This is a genomic window from Mesorhizobium sp. ORM8.1 (assembly GCF_053005525.2).
This window is the reverse complement of the sequence record NZ_CM132600.1, coordinates 5,978,886-6,005,285: the sequence shown is the minus strand read 5'-3', so window position 1 is coordinate 6,005,285 and position 26,400 is coordinate 5,978,886. Positions and strand designations below refer to the sequence as shown.

Annotated in this window: 25 protein-coding genes; 14 read left to right on the top strand and 11 right to left on the bottom strand. The window is 64.2% G+C overall.

The features are described 5' to 3' along the window. Nucleotides 1-55: 55 nt before the first annotated feature. The 7 genes from ACVDG8_RS30085 to ACVDG8_RS30055 all read left to right on the top strand — a co-directional run bounded on the left by ACVDG8_RS30085 (nucleotide 56) and on the right by ACVDG8_RS30055 (nucleotide 7,051). On the top strand, nucleotides 56-1,309 hold the full coding sequence (locus ACVDG8_RS30085; protein WP_447251697.1) for an ABC transporter substrate-binding protein: 1,254 nt from the start codon (nucleotides 56-58) through the stop codon (nucleotides 1,307-1,309). 82 nt (nucleotides 1,310-1,391) lie between these two features. After that, nucleotides 1,392-2,327 (top strand): carbohydrate ABC transporter permease, encoded by a 936-nt coding sequence (locus ACVDG8_RS30080; protein ID WP_447251696.1) that lies wholly within the window; start codon nucleotides 1,392-1,394, stop codon nucleotides 2,325-2,327. Continuing rightward, entirely contained in the window at nucleotides 2,320-3,225 is a 906-nt protein-coding gene (locus tag ACVDG8_RS30075; RefSeq protein WP_447251695.1) for a carbohydrate ABC transporter permease, read from the top strand. Before ACVDG8_RS30080 ends, ACVDG8_RS30075 begins: the two co-directional genes overlap by 8 nt. A 67-nt stretch (nucleotides 3,226-3,292) precedes the next feature. After that, nucleotides 3,293-4,399 carry an ABC transporter ATP-binding protein gene (locus ACVDG8_RS30070; protein WP_447251694.1) on the top strand — a complete coding sequence of 369 codons (1,107 nt, stop codon included), beginning with the start codon at nucleotides 3,293-3,295 and terminating at the stop codon, nucleotides 4,397-4,399. Nucleotides 4,400-4,444: 45 nt separating this feature from the next. Further along, nucleotides 4,445-5,212, top strand: a complete 768-nt coding sequence (locus ACVDG8_RS30065; RefSeq protein WP_447251693.1) for an SDR family NAD(P)-dependent oxidoreductase — start codon at nucleotides 4,445-4,447, stop codon at nucleotides 5,210-5,212. A gap of 29 nt (nucleotides 5,213-5,241) precedes the next feature. Further along, nucleotides 5,242-6,219 (top strand): sugar phosphate isomerase/epimerase family protein, encoded by a 978-nt coding sequence (locus ACVDG8_RS30060; protein ID WP_447251692.1) that lies wholly within the window; start codon nucleotides 5,242-5,244, stop codon nucleotides 6,217-6,219. 19 nt (nucleotides 6,220-6,238) lie between these two features. Continuing rightward, nucleotides 6,239-7,051: an SDR family NAD(P)-dependent oxidoreductase gene (locus ACVDG8_RS30055; protein ID WP_447251691.1), complete on the top strand. Its 813-nt coding sequence runs from the start codon at nucleotides 6,239-6,241 to the stop codon at nucleotides 7,049-7,051. 243 nt (nucleotides 7,052-7,294) lie between these two features. On the opposite strand, the gene ACVDG8_RS30050 is transcribed toward ACVDG8_RS30055, so the two are convergent. The 5 genes from ACVDG8_RS30050 to ehuB are packed head-to-tail and all read right to left on the bottom strand — an operon-like array spanning nucleotide 7,295 to nucleotide 11,075. Next, complete coding sequence (locus ACVDG8_RS30050; RefSeq protein WP_447251690.1) at nucleotides 7,295-7,999, bottom strand: GntR family transcriptional regulator; 705 nt, start codon at nucleotides 7,997-7,999, stop codon at nucleotides 7,295-7,297. Next, on the bottom strand, nucleotides 7,996-8,772 hold the full coding sequence (ehuA, locus tag ACVDG8_RS30045) for an ectoine/hydroxyectoine ABC transporter ATP-binding protein EhuA (protein ID WP_447251689.1): 777 nt from the start codon (nucleotides 8,770-8,772) through the stop codon (nucleotides 7,996-7,998). Before ehuA ends, ACVDG8_RS30050 begins: the two co-directional genes overlap by 4 nt. After that, entirely contained in the window at nucleotides 8,769-9,428 is a 660-nt protein-coding gene (gene ehuD, locus ACVDG8_RS30040) for an ectoine/hydroxyectoine ABC transporter permease subunit EhuD (protein WP_447251688.1), read from the bottom strand. Before ehuD ends, ehuA begins: the two co-directional genes overlap by 4 nt. Continuing rightward, the gene (gene ehuC, locus ACVDG8_RS30035) at nucleotides 9,425-10,153 is read right to left on the bottom strand and encodes an ectoine/hydroxyectoine ABC transporter permease subunit EhuC (protein ID WP_447251687.1); all 729 of its coding nucleotides are present in this window, start codon (nucleotides 10,151-10,153) and stop codon (nucleotides 9,425-9,427) included. The genes ehuD and ehuC overlap by 4 nt, the downstream gene beginning before the upstream one ends. 52 nt (nucleotides 10,154-10,205) lie before the next feature. Further along, nucleotides 10,206-11,075 carry an ectoine/hydroxyectoine ABC transporter substrate-binding protein EhuB gene (ehuB, locus tag ACVDG8_RS30030; protein ID WP_447251686.1) on the bottom strand — a complete coding sequence of 290 codons (870 nt, stop codon included), beginning with the start codon at nucleotides 11,073-11,075 and terminating at the stop codon, nucleotides 10,206-10,208. A gap of 274 nt (nucleotides 11,076-11,349) precedes the next feature. Here ehuB and ACVDG8_RS30025 point away from each other — a divergent pair, with 274 nt between their 5' ends. The 6 genes from ACVDG8_RS30025 to ACVDG8_RS30000 are packed head-to-tail and all read left to right on the top strand — an operon-like array spanning nucleotide 11,350 to nucleotide 17,495. Beyond that, entirely contained in the window at nucleotides 11,350-12,498 is a 1,149-nt protein-coding gene (locus ACVDG8_RS30025) for a M24 family metallopeptidase (RefSeq protein WP_447251685.1), read from the top strand. A 10-nt stretch (nucleotides 12,499-12,508) separates the two neighbouring features. Beyond that, nucleotides 12,509-13,765 carry a sarcosine oxidase subunit beta family protein gene (locus ACVDG8_RS30020; protein WP_447251684.1) on the top strand — a complete coding sequence of 419 codons (1,257 nt, stop codon included), beginning with the start codon at nucleotides 12,509-12,511 and terminating at the stop codon, nucleotides 13,763-13,765. A gap of 14 nt (nucleotides 13,766-13,779) precedes the next feature. Further along, nucleotides 13,780-14,046, top strand: coding sequence for a sarcosine oxidase subunit delta (locus ACVDG8_RS30015; protein ID WP_447251683.1), 267 nt, complete (start codon nucleotides 13,780-13,782; stop codon nucleotides 14,044-14,046). After that, complete coding sequence (locus tag ACVDG8_RS30010; RefSeq protein ID WP_455707347.1) at nucleotides 14,043-15,638, top strand: FAD-dependent oxidoreductase; 1,596 nt, start codon at nucleotides 14,043-14,045, stop codon at nucleotides 15,636-15,638. The genes ACVDG8_RS30015 and ACVDG8_RS30010 overlap by 4 nt, the downstream gene beginning before the upstream one ends. Continuing rightward, nucleotides 15,572-16,996, top strand: a complete 1,425-nt coding sequence (locus tag ACVDG8_RS30005; protein ID WP_455707346.1) for a glycine cleavage T C-terminal barrel domain-containing protein — start codon at nucleotides 15,572-15,574, stop codon at nucleotides 16,994-16,996. The genes ACVDG8_RS30010 and ACVDG8_RS30005 overlap by 67 nt, the downstream gene beginning before the upstream one ends. Then, nucleotides 16,989-17,495, top strand: a complete 507-nt coding sequence (locus ACVDG8_RS30000; protein ID WP_447251681.1) for a sarcosine oxidase subunit gamma — start codon at nucleotides 16,989-16,991, stop codon at nucleotides 17,493-17,495. Before ACVDG8_RS30005 ends, ACVDG8_RS30000 begins: the two co-directional genes overlap by 8 nt. Here ACVDG8_RS30000 and ACVDG8_RS29995 read toward each other — a convergent pair. The 4 genes from ACVDG8_RS29995 to ACVDG8_RS29980 all read right to left on the bottom strand — a co-directional run bounded on the left by ACVDG8_RS29995 (nucleotide 17,492) and on the right by ACVDG8_RS29980 (nucleotide 22,195). Next, nucleotides 17,492-17,956 carry a cupin domain-containing protein gene (locus tag ACVDG8_RS29995; protein WP_447251680.1) on the bottom strand — a complete coding sequence of 155 codons (465 nt, stop codon included), beginning with the start codon at nucleotides 17,954-17,956 and terminating at the stop codon, nucleotides 17,492-17,494. The genes ACVDG8_RS30000 and ACVDG8_RS29995 overlap by 4 nt on opposite strands. An 80-nt stretch (nucleotides 17,957-18,036) precedes the next feature. Beyond that, nucleotides 18,037-20,298 carry a molybdopterin cofactor-binding domain-containing protein gene (locus ACVDG8_RS29990; RefSeq protein WP_447251679.1) on the bottom strand — a complete coding sequence of 754 codons (2,262 nt, stop codon included), beginning with the start codon at nucleotides 20,296-20,298 and terminating at the stop codon, nucleotides 18,037-18,039. Beyond that, nucleotides 20,298-20,798, bottom strand: coding sequence for a (2Fe-2S)-binding protein (locus tag ACVDG8_RS29985; RefSeq protein ID WP_447251678.1), 501 nt, complete (start codon nucleotides 20,796-20,798; stop codon nucleotides 20,298-20,300). Before ACVDG8_RS29985 ends, ACVDG8_RS29990 begins: the two co-directional genes overlap by 1 nt. After that, a complete protein-coding gene (locus tag ACVDG8_RS29980) occupies nucleotides 20,795-22,195 on the bottom strand; it encodes a c-type cytochrome (protein WP_447251677.1) in 1,401 nt (466 codons plus the stop codon). The genes ACVDG8_RS29985 and ACVDG8_RS29980 overlap by 4 nt, the downstream gene beginning before the upstream one ends. Nucleotides 22,196-22,703: 508 nt before the next feature. Here ACVDG8_RS29980 and ftsZ point away from each other — a divergent pair. Then, a complete protein-coding gene (gene ftsZ / locus ACVDG8_RS29975) occupies nucleotides 22,704-23,684 on the top strand; it encodes a cell division protein FtsZ (RefSeq protein WP_447251676.1) in 981 nt (326 codons plus the stop codon). A gap of 129 nt (nucleotides 23,685-23,813) precedes the next feature. Here ftsZ and ACVDG8_RS29970 read toward each other — a convergent pair whose 3' ends face one another. Beyond that, nucleotides 23,814-25,331: a carboxypeptidase M32 gene (locus ACVDG8_RS29970; RefSeq protein WP_447251675.1), complete on the bottom strand. Its 1,518-nt coding sequence runs from the start codon at nucleotides 25,329-25,331 to the stop codon at nucleotides 23,814-23,816. A gap of 46 nt (nucleotides 25,332-25,377) precedes the next feature. Further along, nucleotides 25,378-26,397 carry an ABC transporter ATP-binding protein gene (locus ACVDG8_RS29965; protein WP_447251674.1) on the bottom strand — a complete coding sequence of 340 codons (1,020 nt, stop codon included), beginning with the start codon at nucleotides 26,395-26,397 and terminating at the stop codon, nucleotides 25,378-25,380. Nucleotides 26,398-26,400 lie beyond the last annotated feature (3 nt).

The following is a 26,400-nucleotide window of genomic DNA, read 5'->3' as shown; positions in this document are numbered from 1 at the left end:
AGCGGTCGAGACGAACCGTGCAACGACATATGGGAGTGAAACGATGAAGTGCGTCATGACCGCCCTTGCGGCCGCTGCTGCGTGGACCCTTGTAGCGGGGGCAGCCTTCGCCGAGCCCAAGACGAACCTGCTGCACCAATGGGCGACCGGATCGGACGCCCAGGCGATCGCCAAGCTCGGCGACATGTTCACCGCCAAGGGCGGGAAATGGGAACAGACCTCGATCGCCGGTCACACGGCCAATACGCTGGCCAAGCTGCGTGCCGACGTGATCGCCGGCAATGCCCCGCCTGCCGTGCAGCTTAAAGGTCCCGAAATCGCCGAGTGGAACGAGACCGGCATGACCGCCGATCTCGACGCGTTGGCGGCCTCGGAAGGATGGGAGAAAGTGGTCGCGCCGGAACTGCTTCCGGTGATGAAGCCGACCGGCAAATGGGTCGCCGCTCCGATGAACATCCATCGCATCAACTGGCTCTGGGCCTCGCCGAAGGTCATGCAGGCCGCCGGTGTGGCGGAAATGCCCAAGACCTGGGCCGAGTTCAACGCGGCGTGCGACAAGATCGTCGCCTCAGGCAAGATCTGCATCTCGCATTCGACCGCCGACTGGACGGATTCGACGGTGTTCGAGGTCGTGCTTTACGGCCAGGACATCGATCTCTATCGCAAGGCCTTCGTCGAAGGCGATGTCGAATCCATGCGCAGCCCGGGGATGGTCAAGGCCTTCCAGCAGATGCGCCTGATGACGAGCAAGTACATGGATCCGGGCATGGTTGGCCGCGACTGGGATTCAATGTCGGCGCTCGTCGGCAAGGGCGATGCGGCGTTCCACATCATGGGCGACTGGACGATCGGCCTGCTGACCGCCGCCGGCTTCAAGGAAGGCACCGACTATGTCTGCGCCCAGGCGCCGACCGATTGGGGCAAACCCGGCTTCATCCTCAACTCGGACTCGGTCGTGTTCTTCAAGCAGAAGGACCAGGATTACATCGACGGCCAGAAGCTGCTGGCGAGCCTGATCCTGTCGCCCGACTTCCAGACGGTCTTCAACCAAGCCAAGGGCTCCATCCCCGCACGCCTGGATATCGATCTGTCGAAGGGCTTCAATCCGTGCCAGCAGCTCTCGCAGAAGGATTTGCAGGCTTCCATCAAGGAGGGCACGCTGGTCCGCTCGATGGCGCACAACATGACCGTCCCGCAGAAGATGCGCGGCGCGATCATGGACGCCATAACCGAGTTCGTGGCGACGCCCGACATGTCCGCGCAGGACGGCGCCAATGCGATGGCCGACGCGGCAGAAGCACAGAAGTAGACAGGAACGGCCGGGTGCAATTTCCATCCGCACCCGGCCATCCTCCATCCCGGTCCCGCGCTCTGCCAGTCCTGTGCTCTGAATGTCAAATCACGACCTGATCCTGTCGGTCCCGGCGTCCGCCCGCCCCTGGCGGGAGCGGCTGGGCTCCGCCATGCCCTTGCTGGTGCTCGGCCCCTCGCTCGTGGCGAGCTTCGTCTACGTGTTCGTGTTCACCGGCTGGACGCTCTACATCTCTGTCTCGAACTCCTCGCTGCTCCCGACTTACGGCTTTGTCGGCCTGGAGAATTACGCATCGCTCTGGGCGAACCGGCGCTGGAACATCGCCTACACCAACCTCTTTCTCTTCAGCGGTTTCTACATCGTCGGCTCGATGGCCGTGGGTCTGTTGTTGGCGATCCTGATCGACCAGCGCGTGCGCGGCGAAGCGGCCTGGCGCACGATCTTTCTCTATCCGCTGGCCGTCTCCTTCATCGTCACGGGCACGGTCTGGAGTTGGCTCTACAACCCGACCGACGGTATCCAGGCGATGGTGCGCGGATTGGGCTGGACGAGCTTCAGCTTCGCACTCGCCAGCGACCGACATTATGCGATCTACGCGGTGATCATCACCGGCGTCTGGCAGGCCTCGGGCTTTGCCATGGCGCTCTTCCTGGCCGGTCTGCGCTCGGTGGATCAGGACCTCGTCAAAGCCGCGCAGATCGACGGCGCGTCGACATTCCGCATCTATCGCAAAGTGCTTCTGCCAACGATTGCGCCGATCTTCCTGGCGGTCGCCGTCATCCAGATCCAGTTCGCCATCAAGACCTTCGACCTCGTGGCGGCCCTCACCAAAGGCGGCCCGGGGATCTCGACCACCTTCCCCGCCATCTACGTCTATGACCTGATGTTCCAACGCGGCCAGATCGGCGAAGGTGCGGCGGCAGCCATCATGATGCTTGCCGCCCTTGCCGTGGTGCTGGTGCCCTATTCGTTCTGGGTGGTCTGGCGTCGGCGAAAGGAAGCCGGCCATGGCTGACGCAACGCTCGACCAGTCGCTCGATCGCCGCGCCGCCACGGTTGCGGCGCGCAGGCATTTCCTCACCCGCTTCGTCATCTATGGGCTGCTGGTTGTCTTCGCGGCGATCTACCTGGTGCCGTTGCTGGTCGTGGTGCTGAATTCATTCCGCGACCAGCAGGAGATCGCGCGCAACGGGTTGATCTCGCTGCCACGCAGCTTCCGCCTCGAAGCCTGGGGCCAGGCCTGGAGCACCTATTGCATCGGTGGCACCTGCGAGGGCATGCAGCGCAACTTCTACAACTCCCTGAAGATGACGATCCCGGCGACGATCATCTCGACGGCGGTCGGCGCGATGAACGGTTACATCCTGTCGAAATGGCGCTTCAGGGGTTCGGAAGCGCTGTTCACCTGCATGCTGCTCGGCGTCTTCGTTCCGGGTCAGATCTCGTTGATGCCGTGGGCGTTCATCCTCGGCAATCTGGGCCTCAGCAACTCGGTCTACGGGCTTGTCCTCATCCACGTCATCCAGGGCATTTCGTTCACCACTTTGTTTTGCCGCAACTATTACGTCAGCATTCCCGATGATCTCATCAAGGCGGCCCGCATCGACGGCGCGGGCTTCTGGCGCATCTTCCGCAAGATCATTCTCCCGCTTTCCTCACCGATCCTGATCGTCACCGTGATCTGGCAGTTCACCGGCATCTGGAACGAATATCTGTTCGGTGTCGTCTTCACCTCCGGGCAGCAACAGCCGATCACGGCCGCGCTCGTCGCGCTGACCGCAAGCGGCACCAATGTACGCGCCTACGATGTCATGAGCGCCGCCGTGCTGATCGGCGCGCTGCCGCCGCTGCTGATCTATCTGTTCGGGGGCAAGTATTTCGTCCGCGGCCTGACCCAGGGTGCGATCAAGTGAGACGCGATCAAGCGAGCGGAGCCTGTCTCATGTCGCCGATCGCTCCGACCGGCAAGAAGGGGATCGCATGTCGACATTGACCATCCGATCCCTGCGCAAGAACTTCGGCGCGGTCGAGGTACTGAAGGGCATCGATCTCGAGGCGCAGAACGGAGAGTTCATCGCGCTGGTCGGACCGTCCGGTTGCGGCAAGTCCACCTTGCTGGCGATGATCGCCGGGCTTGAAACCGTAACCTCCGGCGAGATCCGCATCGACGGCCGGCTCGTCAATTCGGTTGCGCCGAAGGACCGCGACATCGCCATGGTGTTCCAGTCCTACGCGCTTTACCCGACAATGACGGTGCGCGAGAACATCACCTTCGGCATGGAAAGCCGTCGCGTGCCGAAGCCGCAGCAGGACGAGGCCGTCAAGCGGGTTGCTGCTTTCCTGCAGATCGAACCGCTGCTTGGGCGCAAGCCCGGACAGCTTTCGGGCGGCCAGCGCCAGCGCGTCGCGATGGGCCGAGCGCTGGTGCGTGATCCGAAGCTGTTCCTGTTCGACGAGCCACTCTCCAATCTCGACGCCAAGCTGCGCGTCGACATGCGTACCGAAATCAAGAAGCTGCATCACCGCGTCGGCAAGACGACGGTTTACGTCACACATGATCAGGTCGAGGCGATGACGCTCGCCTCGCGCATCGCCGTGATGCATCAGGGCGAGGTCCAGCAATTCGAGGAGCCCGCCACGATCTATAACCGTCCAGCCAACATGTTCGTCGCGGGCTTCATGGGTTCGCCCGCGATGAACTTCCTGCCGGCCGAACTCAGCGAAGAAGGCGGTCGCCCCACTGTTGCCTTGCAGGCCGCCGACGGCAAGACAGCCAGCCTGCCGGTCGTCCAGGCGCTTGCCTCCAACACGCCGCGACAGCTCGTGCTCGGCATCCGGCCGGAGCACATTTACCGGTTCGATCCCGATCTTGCGCGTCGCAAGCCAGGCATCGCGCAAATCGATGCCGTGGTCGAGCTGGTCGAGCCGACAGGTGCGGAGACCATGGCGGTCCTGCGCCTGGGCGGCAAGGAGATCACCGGTCGTTTCGACCCCGACGGCACGCCACGGATGGGTGAGACGGTGACGCTCGGCATCGACATGGCGCGCGCCTGCTTGTTCGACCCGACGACCCAACGCCTGATCTGACCAACACCTGATCTGACCAACACCTGATCTGAAAAGAGCGCCGCATTGTCCTTTGCCACCTATCCAAGCCTGGCCGACCGCGTCGTGCTGATCACCGGCGGCGCGTCGGGCATCGGCGCCGACACGGTCCGCGCCTTCGCCGCCAATGGCGCACGCGTCGCGTTTCTCGATCTGCAGCAGGAGGCCGGCGAGGAGCTCGCGCGGGAAATCGCCGCCACGGCATCGCACGCGCCATTATTCTTGCGCTGCGACGTGACCGATATTCCCGCCCTCCAGGCTGCGATCGACATGGTGCGCGACCGCCTCGGACCTGTCGCGGTGCTGGTCAACAACGCCGCCGACGACAATCGCCACCCAGTCGCCGACGTGACCCAGGAGTACTGGGATCATGCCCAGGACGTGAACCTCAGGCACCACTTCTTTGCCGCCCAAGCGGTGCATCCGCACATGAAGGAGTTGGGCTTTGGTTCGATCGTCAATTTTTCCTCGATCGCCTGGCGTTTCGGCGCGGCGGAGATGGCGCCCTATGCGACGGCCAAGGCTGCGGTAGTCGGGTTGACGTTCGCGCTGGCGCGGGCGTTTGGCCCCGACAACATTCGCGTCAACGCCATCGAGCCAGGCGCCGTCATCACCGACCGGCAACGGCAGCTTTGGTACAAGACGCCGACGTCGGTCGACCAGGTCGTGCAGCGCCAATTGATCCGCCGGGTTCTGCTTGGGGAGGAGATCGCGCGCACGGTGCTGTTCCTCGCCGCCGACGACAGCCGCATGATCACCAAGCAATCGATTACCGTGGACGCCGGCCTGCGATGACCGCAAAACCCGAACCAAAGGATCGCTCCATGCTCGAGGTCGGCCTGAACCCCTACGGTCTGACCTATCATCTCGGCCTCCAGGCCCGCGGCACACCACGCGCCAATCCCAAACCGGCAGGGCTGGAAGGTTTCATCGCGCTCGCGACCGAACTCGGCGCGCGGGTGCTGGAGATCTGGGTGCCATGGCTGACGGAACTTCCCGACGACGCGGTAATCGCGTTGCGGGAAAGGCTCGCCGGCCTCGGGATCACACCGGTCGTCAGCGGCGGCCTTCTGGTGGGCGAACCGCTCGGCGAGGCATTTCGGGCCGCACGCCTGCTGAGGGCCAAGATCATCCGGACGGCGCTGACGCCGGTTCTATGTGGCGACCGCAACGCTGCAGGCGAGAAATGGAGCGAGTTCGCCCGCATCATTCGAGACAGATTGAAGGAATGGGGTTCCCGCGCGATTGCCGAGGGCCACGTCCTCGCGATCGAAAACCACCAGGACTTCACCAGCCAGGAACTGGTCGATTTCTGCGCCCTTGGCGGCGAAGGCGTCGGCGTCACCTTCGACACCGGCAACACATTCCCGGTCGGCGAAGCGCCGCTCGATTTTGCGCGGCGGATCGCGCCGCATGTCCGCCATGTCCACCTCAAGGATTACCGCGTGCAGTTCACGGCCGAAGGCTACCGGCTGATCCGTTGTGCCATCGGCGATGGCGCGGTGCCGTTTGCCGAGCTGTTTGCAATTCTCGGCCAACACAACGATCGCATGACCGCCGTTCTCGAACCGGGCGCATTGGAGGCGCGGCATGTCCGCTTTCTCGACGACGACTGGTGGCACGGCTATCCGCCGAAGACGGCACGCGAATTTGCCGCCTGCCTGCGGGCCGCGCAGCGCAATCGGCTGCCCGACGACGCCGACTACCGCACCCCTTGGGAGCGCGAGGACGACGGTTCCCTGGTTTCCTACGAGCTCGACATGATCCGGCGCAGCGCCGCCAACATGCGCAATCTGGTTTGATGACAGTGGAGAAGATCTGGTGACGACACGTGAACTCGATGGATTGACCGCCTTCGTAACCGGCTCCGGCCGTGGCCTCGGTCGGGTGATGGCCGAACGCCTGGCGGAACTTGGCGCCAATGTCGCCATCCACGACATGGACGAAACTGCGCCGGCCAAATACGGCGAGTTTGCCAATCTCGGCGAGGTGGTCGAGCGCCTGAAGCGGCATGGGACGAAGGTCACGTCGGTGACCGGCAACATTGGCGACCAGAAGGCGGTGGCCGAGATGAAGCGCAAGATCGAGGCCGATCTCGGCGACGTGCATGTGCTGGTCAATTGCGCCGGTGGCGACATCGGCGCCAAGGGCGGCAAGCCGAACCCGAACAACGCCCTCGACATCGAACTGGACGACATCCGCGTGCTGACCGAGAACAATCTGATCGGCACGATGCTGGTCTGCCAGGCCTTCATTCCGCCTATGAAGCAGCGCGGCAGCGGCTCCGTCATCAACATCGCTTCGGCAGCGGCTCACCTCGGCTGCTCGCCCGAGGTCGTCTACTCGACGTTGAAGGCTGCGGTCGTGCATTACACGCGCTGCCTCGCCAAGGAACTGATCGACGACGGCGTGCGCATCAATGCGGTCAGCCCCGGCGCCACCAAGACGGCACGGTTCCAGGCGACCCGCGTGGTCGATCCGCAGCGCATGGATTCGAGCAGGAAATCGCTGAACCGCTATGCGGAGCCGGAAGAGATCGCCGAGGCGGTGGCCTTTCTCGCCGGTCCGCGCGCGCGCTTCATCAACGGGCAGGTCATCCGCGTCGATGGCGGTTTCACTATCTTTCCAGGCTGAATGGCTGCCGAGTGAACCGATTCCCATCGAGCGCGTCCAAAGCTCCGGGCGTTCCCTCACGTCTTTCCAGCGGCCAGCAGCAAAAGAATAGCGATTGCGCAGGCGCTGGCATGCGGTTCGACGAGGTGACCTCCGCTCTTGATCCGCAATTGGTCGGCGAGTTTTGGACACTCTGCGCATGCTGTCGAAGCATTCCCGCCCGTCCAACTGTCCTCTTGATCTTCCCGAGGATACGAAGGCGATTCAGTCGGCCGCGCCTGCGTGGCGCATCATACGGCGAAAGCTCATTGAGATGTGGGCGCGCCTTATATGGCCGATCGATTCCCAGTCGCCGATCTCTGCGGCAGCGAGAACTTCCTCCATTTCCCGGCGGAAGGCGGTGAATTCTTCGACAAGGCCGAGCTGCGGCATCATCTTCAGGACAACGCGTGCGACCTGGAAATACAAGCGCTCGCTGATCTCGCGCAGCGGCTGGTTGCCGGTCATCGCGGTGAGTTCGTAGAAGAAATCCATGTTGAGGCGGAGAAACGCGCGCTGGTCAGGGTTGAGGATGTCGGAATCACAGCGCGTGATGAGCGCGCGAATCCGATCAAGATCCTCCGCCGTGCGCGGGATAGGCGAAAGCTTGCCGACGAGGAGCGCGAGTTCCAGCCTCAGGTGGTAGACCTGCTGCAATTCCTCGATATCGACGTCCGTGACGATCGTGCCGACGCCATGGACGGATTGAACGAGACCCTCGGATTCCAGTCGCGCCAGGACGCGCCGAACCGGTGTCCGGCTGATCTCGAATTCCTGGGCGAGTTCTTCCTCGGAGAGATGGCTTCCCGGAGCATAGTCCAGCAGGCAGATGCGATCGCGCAAGATCCGGTAGATGCGCTCGAACCGCTCGCGCGCCGAGAGCGGGCGTGGGGCTACGGCTATGGGCGCGTCATCTGTCTCAAGCGTCATCCAGCCTCCAGGACAGCATGCAGGAACTGCCGTGTCCGCTCATTCTTGGGCGCTCCGAACAGTTCGCTTGGCGGCCCCTGCTCGCAGATCTTGCCCTGGTAGAAGAAGCAGACGCGATCGGAAAACTCCTTGGCGAAGCCCATCTGATGGGTGACCATCAGCATCGTCAGATCGTGCTCGCGACCAATCTGCCTTATCACCTGCAGCACTTCGCCGACAAGCTCAGGGTCGAGCGCCGACGTCACCTCGTCGAACAGCATGATCTTGGGCCGCATGGCCAGCGCCCTGGCGATGGCGACACGCTGCTGCTGGCCACCGGACAATTGCGACGGGTAATGGCTCTTCTTCTGCGACAGCCCCACCATGTCGAGAAGCTCGGCCGCGCGTGCTTCCGCTTCCGTCCGCTTCATGCCGAGCACCGTCATCGGCGCCTCGATGCAATTGGCCATCGCCGTCATGTGCGGAAAGAGATTGAAGGACTGGAACACCATCCCGATCTTCGCCCTGATGCGGCGAATATGGGCAAGGTCGGCAGGCACCAGCTTGCCGTTCCTCTCCATATGGGTGAGTGGCTGGCCCTCGACCCAGATGACGCCGTCATTGATCGTCTCCAGCGTCATCAGCATGCGCAGCACCGTCGTCTTGCCTGACCCTGACGGGCCGATGACCGAGACTTTTTCGCCGCGTGCGATTTCAAGATTGAGCCCGTCGAGAACGGTCAGTGAGCCATAGCGTTTCGAGACATTCTCGAAACGGACCATCGGTTCCGTCATCGCATGGTCCTCCGGTTGAGCAGGCGTTCGAGAGCGCGGATCAGCGCGGCTGAAACCAGGCTCATTGCAAGGAAGAACAGGCCGACCAGCGTGATCGGCTCGGTGTAGCGGAACGTTTCGGAACCGATAATCTTGGCGGTCTGCATCAGCTCCATCACGGCGATTGCTGAGAGCAGCGGCGTCTCCTTGAACAGGGCGACGAGATAGTTGCCGAGCGCCGGAACGATCGGCGGGATCGCCTGCGGGATGATGATGTCGCGGAACGTCGTCCAGGCCGACAGATTGAGCGCGATCGAGGCTTCCCACTGGCCGCGATGGATGTTGTCGAAACCGGCGCGATAGACCTCGGAGCAGTAGGCGGCATAGTGGATGCCGATGGCAAGCACGCCGGCGGTGAAGGCATCGAGCACCAGCCCGAATTTCGGGAAGACGAAGTAGATGAAGAATATCTGGATAAGCAGCGGTGTCGAACGGATCAACTCGACCAGCACCGAAATAGTCCAGCCAGTCCATGGCACGGCGATGCGCACTACGGCCAGCACGAGGCCGAGGGTGGCGGCCAGCACGAAGCCGATCAACGTCGCCTCAACGGAGACGATGGCCGCCTGCGCCAGCACCGGCAGGATTTCGAGGGCGAAGCTCCAGTCCCAGATCATGCTGCCTTCCCCCGCGCCAGACCGGCCGATGCACGCCTTTCGAGCAGCCGCATGCCGATGGTGAGGACCAGCGACATCACGAGATACATCAGCAGGACGAGCGTGAAGATCGGAATGGTCTTGAATGTATTCTGGTTCATCTGCTGCGCCTTGAAGGCAAGGTCGGAGAGTGTGATCAACGAGACCAGCGACGTCGATTTGAGAAGCTCGATGAACAGATTGCCCCAAGGCGGGATCATGGCGAGGAAGGCTTGCGGCAGGATCACCCGACGCAGCATCTGGGCACGGCTCATGTTCAACGCCGTGCACCCCTCCCACTGGCCGCGACCGACCGACAGGATCGCGCCGCGCACCACCTCCGACCCGTAGGCGCCGACGTTCAGACCAAGCGCCACGACCGCCACCAGAAACGCATCAAGCGTGACGCCGAATTGCGGCAGCACGAAAAACAGCCAGAACAGTTGCACCAGCGCCGAGGTGCCGCGAAAGATCTCGACATAGACCGTTGCCAGCCATCTGAGCGGCGCCGGACCATAAAGGCGCGCGAGCGCGGCAAGCACACCCATGATGACGGCGAGCAGGCTGCCGAGGATGGCGATCTCGATCGTCAGGACCACGCCCTGCAGCAGACCGGGCAGAAACAGGTTGTAGGACTGCTGTGTCGCCAGGAGACCGATGACGGCGAGTGCAGCCGCCAGCATCGCCACAAGCGTGCCAATTCCCATCTGCATCTCCAGAAAAAGGGCGGCGCCTGTGCGCCGCCCAGCAGTTGGGATCCTATTTGCCGGCGCAGAGCTCCGCGGTGGTCTTGTTCGGCAGGTAGTCCTTGCCGAAGCCGAGCGGTTCGACCAGGGCGATATGCTCGGGCGAGCCGAGGAATTTCTTCAGCTCCGCGTTGAAAGCCTGCTGCAGATCGGTGTCCTCCTTGCGGAAGCCGAAGCCACCGTGGCCCTTCACGGACTTGCCGGCAACCTCGCCGAACGGTTTCGTCGTCTCAACGCCATCCGCCTTCTTGGCCATGTCGGCGATGGAAAGCGCCGTCAGCGCGGCAGCGTCGGCGCGGCCCGACTGGACAGCCGCTACAAGGCTGGACTGGTCGGGCAAAGCGACAATCTGGCCTGTGGCGACGCCGGCGTCCTTGGCGTAGCCGCCTTCGACAGCACCAGCCATGACAGCGAGCTTGAGGTCCGGATTGTCCTTGATGCTGGAATAGTCCTTCACGCCCTTGGGGTTGCCCTTGGCCACCAGCATGGCCTGACCGATGCCATAGGACGGCTCGGAGAAATTGATCTCGGCGCAACGCTTCGGGTTGATAAACATGCCGGCTGCGATGATATCGAAGCGGCCGGCCTTGAGGCCCGGGATGAGCGAGCCGAATTCGGTCAGCACACCGTCGACCTGTGGGATGCCCATCTTGGCGAGCACCGCCTTGGCGACTTCCGGCGCCTCGCCAGTCAGCTTGCCGTCGGGCGTGGCGAAACCGAACGGCGCTTCGTTGGCAAAGCCGACGCGGATGTAGCCGTCCTTTTTGGCCCGTTCGAGTGTGGTCTCCGCATGAGCGGGCAGCGACGTGAGCGACGTGGCGGCAAGCGCAAGGCAGGCGACCGCCTTCACGACGATACGGCGCAAGATCGATGATTTCAGCATGCTTTTCTCCCGTTGAACAACCGATGATGGTTCCCAGCGCAACGACCTTCTTCGAGGCTCAAACGCGCTTGACCAGACGTATACAACTGCCCTAGAGATTGTGCAAGCGCAGACACGGAAACCTTTGAAAATTAACCGATCCGCATCGACCTGCCGTTCAAGTTGTGCACAATTTGTGCAATTTGCCCGTCGCAAAGGCTGACGGCAGGAAGCCGAACGTATCGAGAGACCGTGCCGGCGACGAAGCCGACAACAGCAAGCATGAGGATGCCTGATGGACCGCAATCCCTTTTCCGAAGCAGAAATCGCTGGCCGTCTCGCCAAGATCCGCAAGGCCCTGGCCGAGCGCGAACTCGACGCCGCGGTCTTCGCTTCGCCGGAAAACGTCTTCTATCTCACCGGGCTCGACCACTGGGGGTATTTTGCCCCTCACCTCTTGATCGTCCCGCTCGAGGGCAAGCCCGTCCTGGTTACCCGCTCGATGGAAAGGGTGACGATCGAGAAACAGGTGGCGGCGGCGGAATTCCGCGGCCATTCCGACAGCGAAACGGCAGCGGATCTTGCCGCGCGGGTGCTGGCGGAACTCGGCCTCTCCGGCAAGCGGATCGGCCTCGAATGCTGGACGGCGGGCTTGAGTCATGGGCTTGCCGTGTCCCTGCAGGCGCAGGCGGATGCCAAATGGAGCGACATCTCCGGCCTGGTCGACAGGATGCGGCGGGTGAAGAGCGCTGAGGAACAGGCGCTGATGCGCCGCGCCGCCGAGGTGACCGACGCCGCCGCCGCCGCCGCGATCGCGGCGATCTCGGACGGCGCCACCGAACAAGAGGTCGCCGCCCAATGCGTTTCGGCGATGATCCGCGCCGGCGGTCATGCGCCAGGCTTCGGTCCGTTCATCCGTCCGGCCGCGCGCCTGGGCGAGGAGCATACGACCTGGGGCGACGGCATCTATCGCAAAGGCGAGCCGGTCTTCGTCGAACTGTCCGGCTGCATCTCGCGCTACCACGCGCCGCTCGGCCGGCTCGTCCGCATCGGCCATATCAGCGACGAGGACGCCGCGATGGCGGAAGTGACCGCCAGGGCGTTCGACGCCGTCGTCAAGGCGCTGCGTCCGGGCGCCAAGGCGCGCGATGTCTACGCCGCCTGGCAGGCCGTCGCCGACGAGGCGGGCCTTTCCCACTATCGCCGCCATCACTGCGGCTATCTTGTCGGCGCCGGCCAGCCGCCATCATGGACCGGCGGCAATTCGGTGACCGGGCTGCGGCACGATTCCGATCTCGAGATCGAGACGGGAATGAGCTTCCACATCCTGTCCTGGCTGATGGGCACGGGGCGTGGCGACGACTTCGTCTCCAACACCGTGCTTTTGACCGACGCGGGCGCCGAGGTGCTGACCCGCACGCCGACCGGCCCGATCGTTCGATAGGCCGGCACGCATGGCGCCCTATTCGGCCTTCTCGATTTTCCGCAACGCGCTGTCCGGCCAGAAGAACTGGCAGCGCGCCTGGCGGGCGGCGGAGCCCAAGCCGTCCTATGACGTGATCGTCATCGGTGGTGGCGGCCACGGTCTCGCCACCGCTTTCTACCTCGCGGAGAACCATGGCATCCGCAATGTCGCCGTGCTCGACAAAGGCTACATCGGCGGCGGCAATGTCGGCCGCAACACCACCGTCATCCGCTCCAACTACCTGCTCGACGGCAACACCCAGTTCTACGAATTCTCGATGAAGCTGTGGGAGGGCATGTCGCGGGCGCTGAACTTCAACGTCATGTTCTCGCAGCGCGGCCAGCTCGTCACGGCACATTCGGCCGACCAGCTCGACGGCTTCAGCCACCGCGCCAACGTCATGCGGCTGAACGGCATCGACGCCGACATCCTCGATCGCGACGAGGTGCGCCGGCTGGTGCCCTATCTCGACTTCTCCGACACAGCCCGCTTTCCGATCCACGGCGCCATCTTCCAGGGCCGGGCGGGAACGGCGCGGCACGACGCCGTTGCCTGGGGCTATGCGCGTGCGGCCGACGGCCATGGCGTCGACATCATCCAGAACTGCGAGGTGACCGGCTTCATTCGCGACGGCGAACGGATCGTCGGCGTCGAGACGACGAAAGGCCGCATCGGCGCCGGCAAGGTCGGCCTCGCTGTCGCCGGCCACACATCGGTGCTCGGCGCCAAGGCCGGCCTTGAACTGCCGATTGAAAGCCATGTCCTGCAGGCCTTCGTCACCGAACCGCTGAAGCCGCTGGTGGATCATGTCGTCGCCTATGGCGCCGATCATTTCTATGTCAGCCAGTCGGACAAGGGCGGATTGGTCTTCGGCGGCAATCTCGACGGCTACAATTCCTACGCCCAGCGCGGCAATCTCGGCGTCGTGCGCGAGGTGGCCGAGGCGGCGATCGCCTTGATGCCGTGCATCTCGCGCATCCGTCTGCTGCGCCATTGGGGCGGCGTCATGGATATGACCCCGGATGCCAGCCCGATCATCTGCCCGACACCGATCGACGGCCTCTATCTCAACGGCGGCTGGTGCTATGGCGGCTTCAAGGCGACGCCGGCTTCCGGCTGGTGCTTTGCCCACACCCTCGCCACCGGCAAACCGAATCCGTTGATCGCCGCCTACGGGCTCGACCGTTTCCGGGCCGGCCGCGTGCTGGACGAGGCCGGCGCCGGCCCCTCGGCCTGGCTGCAATAGGAGGCGATGAGGAAATGCTGCGCATCGAATGCCCCTGCTGCGGCCCGCGCGACCATGACGAGTTCCGCTATGGCGGCGACGCTTCCGTCAGGCGCCCTGCCCATGACGATGCCGATCCGGAGGCCTGGTACGCCTATGTCTACATCCGGAAAAATCCGGCGGGCCTCCACCGCGAGTTCTGGCAGCACGTGATCGGCTGCCGCCAGTGGCTGGTGGTCGAGCGCGACACGCGCAACCACGTCATCTCTTCGATTGCCTTCGCCAGGACACCACGAGCATGAGCGCCCAGAACAAGCGACTGCCGGGCGGCGGCCGCATCGACCGCTCCCGTCCCATCGAATTCAGCTTCGACGGCCGAAAACTGGCTGGATATCGCGGCGACACGCTGGCCTCCGCGCTGCTTGCCAACGGCGTCACGCTGGTTGGGCGCAGCTTCAAATATCATCGGCCGCGCGGCATTCTTTCCGCCGGACCGGAGGAGCCGAACGCACTCGTCACGCTTGGGACTAGTGGACAGCGCGAGCCGAACCTGCCCGCAACGACACTGGAGCTTGGCGACGGCATGGCCGCGGAAAGCCAGAACCGTTGGCCGTCGCTCGCCTTCGACGTGCAAAGCATCAATGGCCTGTTCGCGCCGTTCCTTTCGGCAGGCTTTTACTACAAGACCTTCATGGGCCCGACACGGCGCGCCTGGATGGTCTACGAGCATTTCATCCGCGGAGCCGCCGGCCTCGGCCGGGCCGGCATCGAAGCGGATCCCGACCGTTACGAGGTTCGTCATGCCTTTGCCGATGTCGCGATCGTCGGCGGCGGTCCGGCGGGTTTGTCTGCCGCACGCGCTGCCGCCACGGCCGGCGCACGGATCACGCTGATCGAGCAGGATTTCCTGCTCGGCGGCCAGCTTCTGGCGGAACGGAGCGACGGCACGGCGGCTGCATGGCTGAGCCAGCTCGAAGCCGAGTTGAAGAGCTTCGAGACCATCACCTTGATGAAGCGGACCAGCGCTTTCGGCATCTATGACGGCAACGTCATTGGCCTGGTCGAACAACGCGATCAGGCCGGCCCGTCGCCAGCCGGCGAAGCCCGGCAGACAGTCACTATGCTGCGCGCCCGCTCGATCGTCTTCGCCACTGGCGCCATCGAGCGTCCAATGGTGTTTCCGAACAACGACCGGCCCGGCGTCATGCTCGCCTCGGCCGCCCGGGCCTATCTCAACCGTTTCGCCGTCCTGCCGGGCAGGAAGATCGTCGTCGCCGCCACCGATGACGGCGCATGGCGCGCCGCCTTCGACCTTGCAGGTGCCGGTGCCGAGGTGACGGTGGCGGACATACGCGCCACGGTGTCCGCGGCGCTTGCCGCGGAAGCAGCCCGCCTCGGTGTTGCCGTACGGACCGAGACACGCATTGTCGGCTTGCATGGCGGCCATGCCGTCAAGCGCGCAATACTCAGCGGACCGGGCGGCCTGTTCAAGATCACTTGCGATCTGGTCTGTGTGTCCGGCGGCTGGTCGCCGACCGTGCATCTCACGTCGCATCTCGGCATCAAGCCCCGGTATCGCGAAGACATCGACGGCTTCGTGCCCGGCAGCTTTCCAGCCGACCGGTTCGGCGCCGGCGCGACGATGGGAATTTACGCGACCGCCGACGCCATCGAGGACGGCCATCGTGCCGGCATCGAAGCGGCATCCTTCTGCGGCAAGTCGGCGTCGGCGCCGGCGCCTCGAAGCTCGATCTGGGCGAAACCGTCACGGTCCCGCTGCGCGAAGTCGTGTCGGCCCACCGCGGAAAAGCCTTCGTCGATTTCCAGATGGATGTCACCACGAAGGACATCGAGCTCGCCCATCGCGAAGGCTATGAATCGGTCGAGCAGCTGAAGCGCTACACCACGCTCGGCATGGGCACGGACCAGGGCAAGACCAGCAATTTCGCAGCACTGTCGGCGATGGCCGCGCTCCGCGCCGCGACGGTTCCCGAGGCCGGCACCACGACCTTTCGTCCGCCCTTCACGCCGGTTGCCATCGGTGCGCTTGCCGGACGGGCCATCGGCCATCATTTCAAGCCGGTCCGCCGCACGCCGATGCATGATTGGCATATGGCGAATGGCGCCGACATGCTGGAAGTCGGTCTGTGGATGCGGCCCTGGTTCTACAGGCAGGCCGGGACCGACGTGAACGAAGCCTATGTCGCCGAGATGCGGAATGTGCGCCAGGCCGCGGGCCTGATGGATATCTCCACCCTGGGCAAGATCGACGTCCAAGGTCCGGACGCGGCGATTTTCGTCGATCGCGTCTACGCCAACGGCTTCGCCAAACTGCCGATCGGCCGCGCCCGCTACGGCGTCATGCTGCGCGACGACGGCGTCGTCCTCGACGATGGCACGACGACGCGACTGGCGGAAAACCGGTTCTTCATGACCACCTCGACGGCCAAGGCCGCCGACGTGCTGTCGCGGCTGGAATTCCTGCTGGACACCGCCTGGCCGGACCTGCGCGTCGCCGTCACCTCGGTAAGTGACGAATGGGCGGCGATGTCGGTCGCCGGACCGAACAGCCGCGTCATCCTCGCGGCGGCGTTTCCGTCGCTCGACGTTTCCAACGCAGCGCTGCCGCATATGGGGTTGCTCGAAAGCCAATGGGAAGGCCGCGCGCTGCGCATCCTGCGTCTCAGCTATTCTGGCGAGCGCGCTTATGAAATCTATGTCGGCGCAACTGCCGGCGAGCAGCTCTGGAGCCACTTGCTCGATGCCGGCCAGCCGTTCGATCTAAGGCCTTACGGTGTCGAGGCGCTTGGCGCGCTACGCGTCGAGAAGGGCCATGTCGCAGGGCCTGAAATCGATGGGCGCACGACGCTAGACGATCTCGGCCTCGGCCGCATGACCGGCAAGCGCACCGGGTTCGTCGGCGATGTACTGCGGCGGCGGCCTGCTCTCCTCGCACCCGACCGACAGCGCCTGGTGGGGCTGGAATGCATCGAGGACGGAAAGCGGCTGCGCGGCGGCGCCATCCTGTTCCTGCCGGGCGAGAAAATTCACGGTCACGGCCGCGGGCGCGTCACCTCCGTTACCTTCAGCCCCGAACGCGGCCACTATGTCGGGCTGGCCCTACTTGCCCGCGATGTGGCGGCGGAAGGGACCGAGGTCGTGGCCGTCTATCCGATGAAGGCCGAAACGGTGCGTGCGCGCATTGTCTCGCCGGTGTTCCTGGACCCGCAAGGAGAACGGCTGCATGGCTAACCCGGATTTCAGCCTCTCCATTGCCGATTGCCCGCTCATCCAGGTCGAGGGCTGGGACGGAACGCTCAGGCGGTTCGAAACGAGCCTGTCTGCGTCGCTCGGCGCGGAGCTTCCCGCCTTGGTCGGCGAGACGGTGCGTCACAACGGGCTTCTCATCATCCGCGTCGCACCCCGACGTCTCTGGCTTGCTCTCGACAACGGCGCGCCGGCGCCGTCCTTTGCCATCGATCCGGATCTCGGCTGTTCGGTTTCACTTGGCGAAGGTCGCGTGCGTTTCAGCCTGGCCGGGGCCGACATCGCGAGAGTGCTCTCGACCTGCATCGCCGTCGACTGGCACGCGCCGACAGCCGCTCCGGGCCGCGCCGTGCAGACGGCATTCCATCATGTGCCGGTCCTCCTGCTTCGCACCGGCGAGACCGCATGCGAACTCGTCGTGCCGCGAAGCTTCGCCCGCAGTCTCCACGGCTGGCTTGTCGATAGCCAATCAGAAGCCATTTAATTTCCTGCCGGCCAGTCGGGCAGAAACGTGATTCCAAATTTCGGCGCGGCTGCTTTGAGCCGCTCGATATCGGCGGGACTCGGCGGCCCGGCCACCTCTCCCTTCCGAAGCTCCCGCCCGCCTTCGGCGAGAAACTGCTCGAATCCGCTTGGCGTGCCGATCAAGATGTAGCGGACGGGCTGATTGCCAGGGTTCATCAGTTGGTGCGGGATGCCGCGCCTCAAGAACATGCTCTCGCCCGTCGAGATCGTTCGAACCTCGCCATCCACGACCGCGGTCAACTCGCCTTCGATGACGTAGACCGTCTCGTCGTCGTTTGCATGGACATGGATCGGCGTCTTGGTCTGCCCGTCACTCCTGTTTTCGAGAAGACACAACTGGCCTTCCGTCTGTTTGCCGCTAACCAGCCGCTTCATGACGACACCCGCGAGGACAAATTCCTTTGGTTCGAGATCTGTCATTGATCCAATCCTTTTTGATATCGGACCCCCCGCTCAAGCGCGCCAGCTCAGCGGTCACTTTGTCCGGCTCCTTCAGCCCGCTAAACGCCCAGTACGGCCTTCACGCGTTCGCGCGTATAGGGAAGATCGTGGATGCGCTTGTCCGTTGCATGCCGGAACGCATTGGCGATCGCGCCTGCCGTCGGTCCCTGTGCTGCTTCCGCCACGCCGAGATAGGGCGAGCCCGGATTGTCGACGACATGCACTTCGACACTGTCGGGCACAGCGCTGAAGCGCAGGATCGGATAGGCCGACCAGTCGGTGCTGAGGATGCGGGTGTCGTTGAAATGGACGGCCTCGTAGAGTGTCCAGCTCAGCGATTGCAAGATGCCGCCTTCGGTCTGGTTGACGATCGAATCCGGCGCCACCGCCTCGCCGCAGTCGACCGCGCACACGACATGCGAGATGGCGATGGCGCCACTGTCGCGATCGACATCCGCTTCCAGCGCGATGGCGAGATAGGCAGCATGGTTCTTGTACTTGGCGAAGGCAAAGCCCCTGCCCCGGCCCGCCGGCATCGGGTCGTTGCTCCAGCCGAACTTTTCGGCCACCACCTCGATCACCTTCCTGGCGCGCGGATCCTTCAGGTGCCGAAGGCGGTATTCGACCCGGTCCGCATTGGCCGCCAGAGCCAGTTCGTCCATGAAGCTTTCGATGGAAAAGACGTTGCAATAGGCGCCGAGCCCGCGCAGCGCCGAGACGCGCACCGGCATGTCGGCGACGAAATGCCAGTTCACGCGCTGGTTGGGCACGTCGTAGAGGGGAATGGCGTTGCGATCCCCATTGCCCAGGGGAGATATCTCCAGCTTGGCCGGATCCGGCGGGAAATGCCGCGCCATCAGGCGGCCGGCAACCAACGCCCCGGCCGAACCTGGGCGCGTACCGTGGTTGTTGCTCCACAGATCATAGTGCCAGTTCACGATGTTGCCGTTCTGGTCGAGCGTGGCGCTCGCCCTGGTGAGCATTCCCGGCCCGTAGGGCTCCCACAGATGCTCCTGGTCGCGCATCCATTGCACCCGAACCGGCTTGCCCGGCACTTTCTGCGCGATCAGCGCGGCGTCGGCCGCGGCGTCGTCGGCGCCGTTGTGGCCGTAGCAGCCGGAACCTTCGGTGTGGATGCAGCGCACCTTCTCTTCGGGCACTCCAAGCATCTCGGCAATTGCCTTGCGGTCCGGGTAGACGCCTTGCGTATGCGTCCACACCGTCGTCAGGCCATTGTCGAACATTGCCACCGCGCTCGACGGGCCGATCGAGCCATGCATCTGGTAGGCGCGCGTGAATTGGGCCTGGAGCGTTTTCGCGCCCGGCGCGCTTTCGGCGCCGACGGAGGTCACGGTGCCGACCTCGGTAACGGACTTCTCCAGGAAGTTCGACAGATTGTCCTGGTCGGGAAGCGTGGGTGTTTCGCGCCATCTCGCGCTGGCTGTCATGGCGCGCATGGCCTTGACCGCCTGAAACTCCTGTTCGGCGACCACCGCGAGGAAATCGCCGTCATGCACGACCGCGACCACACCCGGCATCGCTTTGATGGCGGCCTCGTCGAAGCCGGTCAGCTTCGCCCCGTAGCTCGGGGGCCGCACCACGCGGGCATGGACCATGCCCGGAGGCCGCATATCCTGCACATAGGCGTCGCCGCCCGTGACCTTGGCCGGAATGTCCACCCGCGCGAATGGCTTGCCGATCGCATGATAGGTCCCGGGCGCCTTGATCTTGGTGTCGGGCGATGCATCGACATGCAGGAAATCGGCCGAGACCAGCTCGCCATAGCCGATCGATTTCCCATTCGGGCCGAAGACCTTGCCGCCCTCGGCCTTGAGCGACGCGACGGGCACGCCGAGCTTGTCGCTGGCCTTGGCGATAAGGATCTGCCGCACCTGCGCCGATGCGTAGCGGATCGCGGTGCCTGAGTTCTGGATCGTTTGGCTGCCCGCGGTATAGCCTTCGTTCGGCGTCAGCGCCGTATCGGCGGTGATCAGCTTGATTGCCGCCGGCTCGACCTCCAGCTCCTCGGCCGCGATCTGGCGCAGCGACGTCTTGGTGCCCTGGCCAAGCTCGGCCTTGCCGGTGAAGACGGTGATCGAACCGTCGGCATCGATGCGGATCCAGGCGTCGAGCGATGGCGTGTCGGCCAGGCTGCCCGGCAGTTTCGACTTCGCCGCCTGGGCGCCGGGTGCTGTCGGCACCTCGCCCTCCTGCGCTTCCGCCGGAATGGCGAAGGAAACAACCAGCGCGCCGGCACAGCCAAGGAAGCCGCGCCGCGTCAGCTCTGGAAAATGCCTGACGTCCGGATTCGGAGTGCTCATCATCCCCTCCCCGTCGCGGCGGCTGGCGCGAGACCGGCGGCTTTCGATTTCATCAGGTCGCGCGCACGCGCCACGGCCCGCAGGATGCGCATATGCGTGCCGCAGCGGCAGAGATTGGGCTCCATACCTTCTCTGATCTCGGCGTCGGTGGCGCCTGGCTTTGCCTCGAGCAGCGCCTGCGCCCGCATCATCATGCCGGCAATGCAATAGCCGCATTGCGCCGACTGCTCCTCGATGAAGGCCTGCTGCATGGGACCGGGATTGTCGATGGTTCCCAAGCCCTCCACCGTCTTGACCTGGCGTCCCTCGACCAGCATGACCGGCGTCAAGCAGGAAAAGATAGCCTTGCCGTCGACCATCACCGTGCAGGCGCCGCACTGGCCGAGGCCGCAGCCGAACTTGGCGCCGTTGAGCTTCAAATCGTTGCGCAGCACATAGAGGAGCGGCGTCGCGGGATCGACGTCGACGTCATGCTGCGCGCCGTTGACGTTGAGCTTCATCTGTCCTGGGCTCCTACATTGTCCGGGCCGCGCTCGATGCCGTCGGAAGGACGCACGCTGACCTGGTATTTTCCGCTTCTCGTGGCGGCCAGCCGATCAGCGGCATCGGGCCATGCCGGCTGGCCGGCGAAGGCCTCGCGCAGATAGGCGAGCAGGTCGGTCACCTGGTCGTCGCGCAGCGTGGCGGCGAAACCCGGCATGACGGCACTCTGGCGCCCGCTTGCCGCGGGCAGGCCGAACAGCACGGTGTTGATGGCGTTCTGCGGGCTGGGCGCATTGATCGCGCTCGAAAGGTGAAAGTCCATGCCGCCGAACGGCTGCGGGCGGCTGCCGTCATGGCAGGCCGCGCAGGCCGCCTGGTAGATCACCGCGCCGCGCCCGGAAGGTGTGGCCGCCGTTGCCGACACCGGGATGAGTATCGCGCCGGCATCGGTGGCTAGCTTTGTGCGGATCTCCTGCGCTTTCGCGACGCGCTGGGGAGGCGGTTCGCCCATCTGCGATGCGATATAGGTGGCCATGGCGCTGATGTCGGCGTCTGGAAGCCGGCCGAGATTGCCGGTCACCTCGCCCATCGGGCCGTTGGCGACGCCATGGTCGGTATGCCAGCCCTGGCGCAGGTAGGCGAACAGGCCGTCATGCGTCCACGGCACCGGCGCGGTCGTGCTGGCATCGAGCGCGAAGGCGGTCCAACCCTCGGCTTCGCCGCCGGCAAGATGCGATCCCGCCTTTTCGGCGCCAAGCATGTTGCGCGGCGTGTGGCAGGCGCCGCAATGCCCGAGCCCGTTGACGAGATAGGCGCCACGGTTCCACTCCGCACTTTCGGAGGCGACATTCTGGTAGGTGCCTTTGTCGAAGAACAGCAACTTCCAGCCGGCCAGCACCAGGCGCACATTGAGCGGGAACGGCAATTCGTTGGCGGGCGGGCGCTGGTCCACCGGCTGGCGCGTCATCAGATAGGCATAGAGCGCGCTGTCGTCCTCGTCCGAAACCAGCGTGAAATGATCGTAAGGAAAAGCCGGATAGAGGTGGTTGCCGGCACGGTCGACGCCCTCGCGCATGGCGCGGGTGAAGGCAGCCTGCGACCAGCGGCCGATGCCTGTCGCGGGGTCGGGCGTGATGTTGGTGGAATAGATCGTACCGAATGGCGTCGGCACGGCAAGGCCGCCTGCAAAGGACTTGTCGCCCGGCTTGGTGTGGCAGGACGTGCAATTGCCTACGGAAGCCAGCACAGCGCCTTTCTCGATCAAGGACTGGTCGAAGGAGGACCGCTGCGGCGGCTCAATTGGATCGATCGCCGGTTTCCAGGCATAAGCAAGGAACCCGGCGGCGCACACTGCGACAACGACGGAAACGCCCTGCCAGAAGCGTTTCAAAACCTGCCCTCCTTTGCTGGCCATGTAGCCACAGGAACGCTCGCGGTCGGATTGTCCTCGCTTTGCGCGCCCGGCATGCGGAAACAGCTAGGCGCGATTGCCCCCGCGTCAACCCAGGGATTTACCCGATCACTCTAACTTGGGGTCATCCGAGTATGCGTGGACTGGAGGCTCTTCATTCTCGCCGGGATCAGGCAGCGGGGTTTCGTCCAGGAGCCTTGCCGGTTCGGGCTGCTCGATTGGCGAATAGTTCCGCGCACCTCGCCACACATCCACGATCTGCGCCCGAGCGCGCGGCCAACGCTGCTAGGATTAGGATGGCTGACCAATCGCAGAAGATTGCGCTGGATGCCCGTTCAAGAGGTCGCCTCGGGTAGGCGTATATGGTACCAGCGCCACATCTTGTCTTGCCGCAAAGTTCGCCCTCTGATTCCTTGTGCTAAGCCTATAGAATCTGATTCTTGCGCTTGGCGTGTTCAAGCGTCGCGTCCGGGAAGAACCTTTTGTTGATCAATTCCGAGGAGACAAGACGATGAGCACCGCGGCAAGGCCCGTCATCTCGGAAATGCGGCCGAAGATAACCGTTTTCGGTGTCGGCGGTGGTGGCGGCAACGCAATCAACAACATGATTGCCGAAAATCTGCAGGGCGCGGAATTCATCGTCGCCAACACCGATGCCCAGGCACTGACCATGTCGAAAGCATCGCGGCTGATCCAGCTCGGAGCCAACGTCACGGAAGGCCTCGGCGCCGGATCGCTGCCTGCGGTCGGCCGTGCGGCAGCCGAGGAATCGATCGACGAGATCAAGGATCACCTTGCCGGAACGCATATGTGCTTCGTGACCGCCGGCATGGGAGGCGGAACCGGTACCGGCGCCGCGCCCGTCATAGCGAATGCGGCGCGGACAGCCGGCATTCTGACGGTGGCGGTCGTCACCAAGCCATTCACCTTCGAAGGAAAACGCCGCATGCAAGCCGCCGAAGAGGGTATCGAGCGGCTTCGCGAATGCGCCGATACCGTGATCGTTATTCCGAACCAGAACCTGTTCAGGATCGCAGACGCCAAGACGACGTTCGCCGACGCCTTCGCCATGGCCGATCGCGTGCTCTATTCTGGCGTCGGCTGCATCACCGACCTCATCGTCAAAGAGGGGCTGATCAATCTCGACTTCGCCGATGTGAAATCGGTGATGCGCGACATGGGCCGCGCGATGATGGGTACCGGCGAAGCCACGGGCGAAGACCGCGCCAAGAAAGCCGCCGAAGCGGCTATCGCAAATCCGCTTCTCGACGAGGCCTCGATGATCGGCGCCAAGGGCGTCCTGGTCTCGATCTCGGGCGGCATGGACATGACGCTGTTCGAAGTCGATGAGGCAGCCACCCGCATCCGCGAGGAGGTCGACGCCGACGCCGACATCATCGTCGGCGCCATATTCGACCGGGCACTTGCCGGAAAATTCAGGGTCTCGGTCGTCGCTACAGGATTGCGGCAGGGACTAGGGATGCCGCAGTAACCAGGATCCTGATTCCGAGCACATTCCGCCCTCGCGTTGGATTTGCGCGTGCGGCGCGATCGGCCACTGACTTCAAAGGTGATCGTCATCTATGCCGAGGCGATGCGCACGGCGCGCGGGAAATAGGCGCTACGTGTTGAGTTCGGCCACCTTGCGGCGGAGATCGTCAATGTAGTCGTCGGTCCCGAGCACCTTGCCGGTTGCGGCCTTCATGATTTCGGCCGGCTTCAGCGAGCGGCCGTGGCGATGCACCTTGTCCGCCAGCCACGTCCTCAGCGGCGCATAGTCGCCGGTCTCGAGGCCGCGCTCGACCTCAGACACATTGGTCGCCGCCTTGTACAGTTGCGAGGACATGATGTTGCCCATCGTGTAGGTCGGGAAGGATCCGATCATGCCTGCCGACCAATGCACATCCTGCAACACGCCCAGCGTGTCGGTCGGCACATCAAGCCCAAGATAGCTGCGGATCTTGTCCGCCCAGATCGCCGGAAGGTCGGCGACGCGCAGGCTGCCGTCCATCAATCCGGCCTCGATCTCCGAACGCAAGATGATGTGCAGGTCGTAGGTGAGTTCGTCGGCCTCCACCCGGATCAGGCTAGGACGTGGCGCATTCACCGCGCGCCAGAAGTCGGCGACCGAGACGTCGGCGAGCTGGTCGGGAAACTCGGCTTGCAATGCCTTGAAATTCTGCTCCCAGAAGCGCCGGGAGCGGCCGACGCGGTTCTCCCACAGGCGTGATTGCGATTCATGCATACCGAAGCTGGCGCCGCCGACCGCGTAGAGATTGACGAGGTCGGTGGTGAAGACCGAGCGCGTGAATTCGGGAGAAACGCCCTGCTCATAGATGCCGTGACCGGCCTCGTGCCAGACAGCAAAGAGGCCACCTGGCAGCCAATTCTCACGGAAGCGGCCGGTGATGCGTGCGTCGGCGCGCGTGAAGGAAATCTCGAACGGATGAACCGTGTCGTCGAGCCGGCCGCGCTCGAAGTCGTACCCCATGCGAGCGGCCACCGCCTTCGAGAAGGCTTTCTGCTTTTCGATCGGATAGGTGCGTTCCAGAACATCGACGCGCGCCGGCGGCGCTTGCAATGCTTCCTGGAGCAGCGGTCCGATGGCGGATTTCAGTTCGGCGTACAAATCCTTGAGCCGCGCCCAGGTCGTGTCGGGCTCGTAGGTGCCGCACACCGCATCGTAGGGATGGTCGGCATAGCCGATATGCTCGCCTATCTCGCGCTGCAGCGCGACGGTTCGCTCGAGCACCGGCGCGAAGGCGGCGAAATCGTTCTCGGCACGCGCCTTGATCCATACCGCCTGGCCTTCACCTCGCCGCTCGGCCGCCTCCCGCACCAGCCGCGCCGGGATGCGGCCAAGTGTGGCGATCGCCACCGCCGCATCGTCGAGCGCGCGCCTTCGAAGATGCTCATCGGGCATTCCCGTGAGTTCCATGCGCGCGGAGTCGAGAGCGTTCTGCATGCTGTCGCCAGTTACGATGTCGCGTGCGACTGCCACCAGCGTGCCCAATTGCTTGCCGCGCGCCTCGGCTGCAGCCGATGGCATCATGGTGCGCGAATCCCAGACCAGCACGTTCACCGCGCACAGGATGTCGTTGACCCGGGCGACCTCGGCTTCGAATGCGGCATAGCTCATCGGCGTCTCGTAGCTGTCTCGTTGGAAATTTCGGTTCTTCAGCAGGTCATTGTGCGGCGATTGTTTCGGGCGCCGGTTTGCCGAAGTCAGTCAGGTGACAGGCAGCAAAGTGAGCCGCCCCTCGGTTGGACAGTTGGAGCCGCTCGGCAAAGCAACGCTCGAACGCGAACGGACACCGCGTGTTGAACAGGCAGCCGGCGGGCAGGTCGAGCGGATTGGGCAGCTCGCCGCGTGCTGCCGCAACGCGCGTCCGCCGCGTCGGATCGAGTTCGGGCGCGGCATCGAGCAGTGCTTTCGAATAGGGGTGGCGGGGCGCTGCAAACAACGCTTCCGTTGGGCTGATCTCGACCACTTTGCCCAGATACATCACCGCGACGCGGTGCGAGATGTGGCGCACCAGCCTGAGGTCATGCGCGACGAAGACGACGGTAAGCTGCAGCCGTTCCTGGAGGTCCAAGAGAAGGTTGATGACCTGTGCTTGCACCGAGACGTCGAGCGCGGAGACCAGTTCGTCGGCGACCAGCACCTCCGGCTCGACGGCAAGTGCGCGCGCGATGCCGATGCGCTGGCGCTGGCCGCCGGAGAACTCGTGCGGATAGCGGTCGGCGGCGTCCGCCGGGAGACGAACAAGGCCAAGCAACTCGGTGATGCGCGCCGGAATATCGGCCTTCGGGCGCATCGCATGCACGCTCAGCGCTTCACCTAGAACCTGTCGCACCGACATGCGCGGATTGAGCGAGGAGTAGGGATCCTGAAAGATCATCTGGACCCGGCGGTTGAAGGCCCGCCGTTCGGCCGGGCGCAGCAGACTGATGTCCTTGCCGTCAAAACGCACCAGTCCCTCGTCCGGCTCCAGGAGCCGCACGAGACAACGCGCCAGCGTGGATTTTCCGCAGCCGGATTCGCCAACGATGCCGAGCGTCTCGCCACGATGCACTTCCAGATCGATAGTGTTCAACGCGTGGACAGCGGCAGGCGGCCTGCCGGTGAGTATGTCGGACGCGGTCCGAGCAAAGCGAAACCGCTTGGAGATGCCTTCGACGGAGATCAGCGGCATTTCCCGCATCAG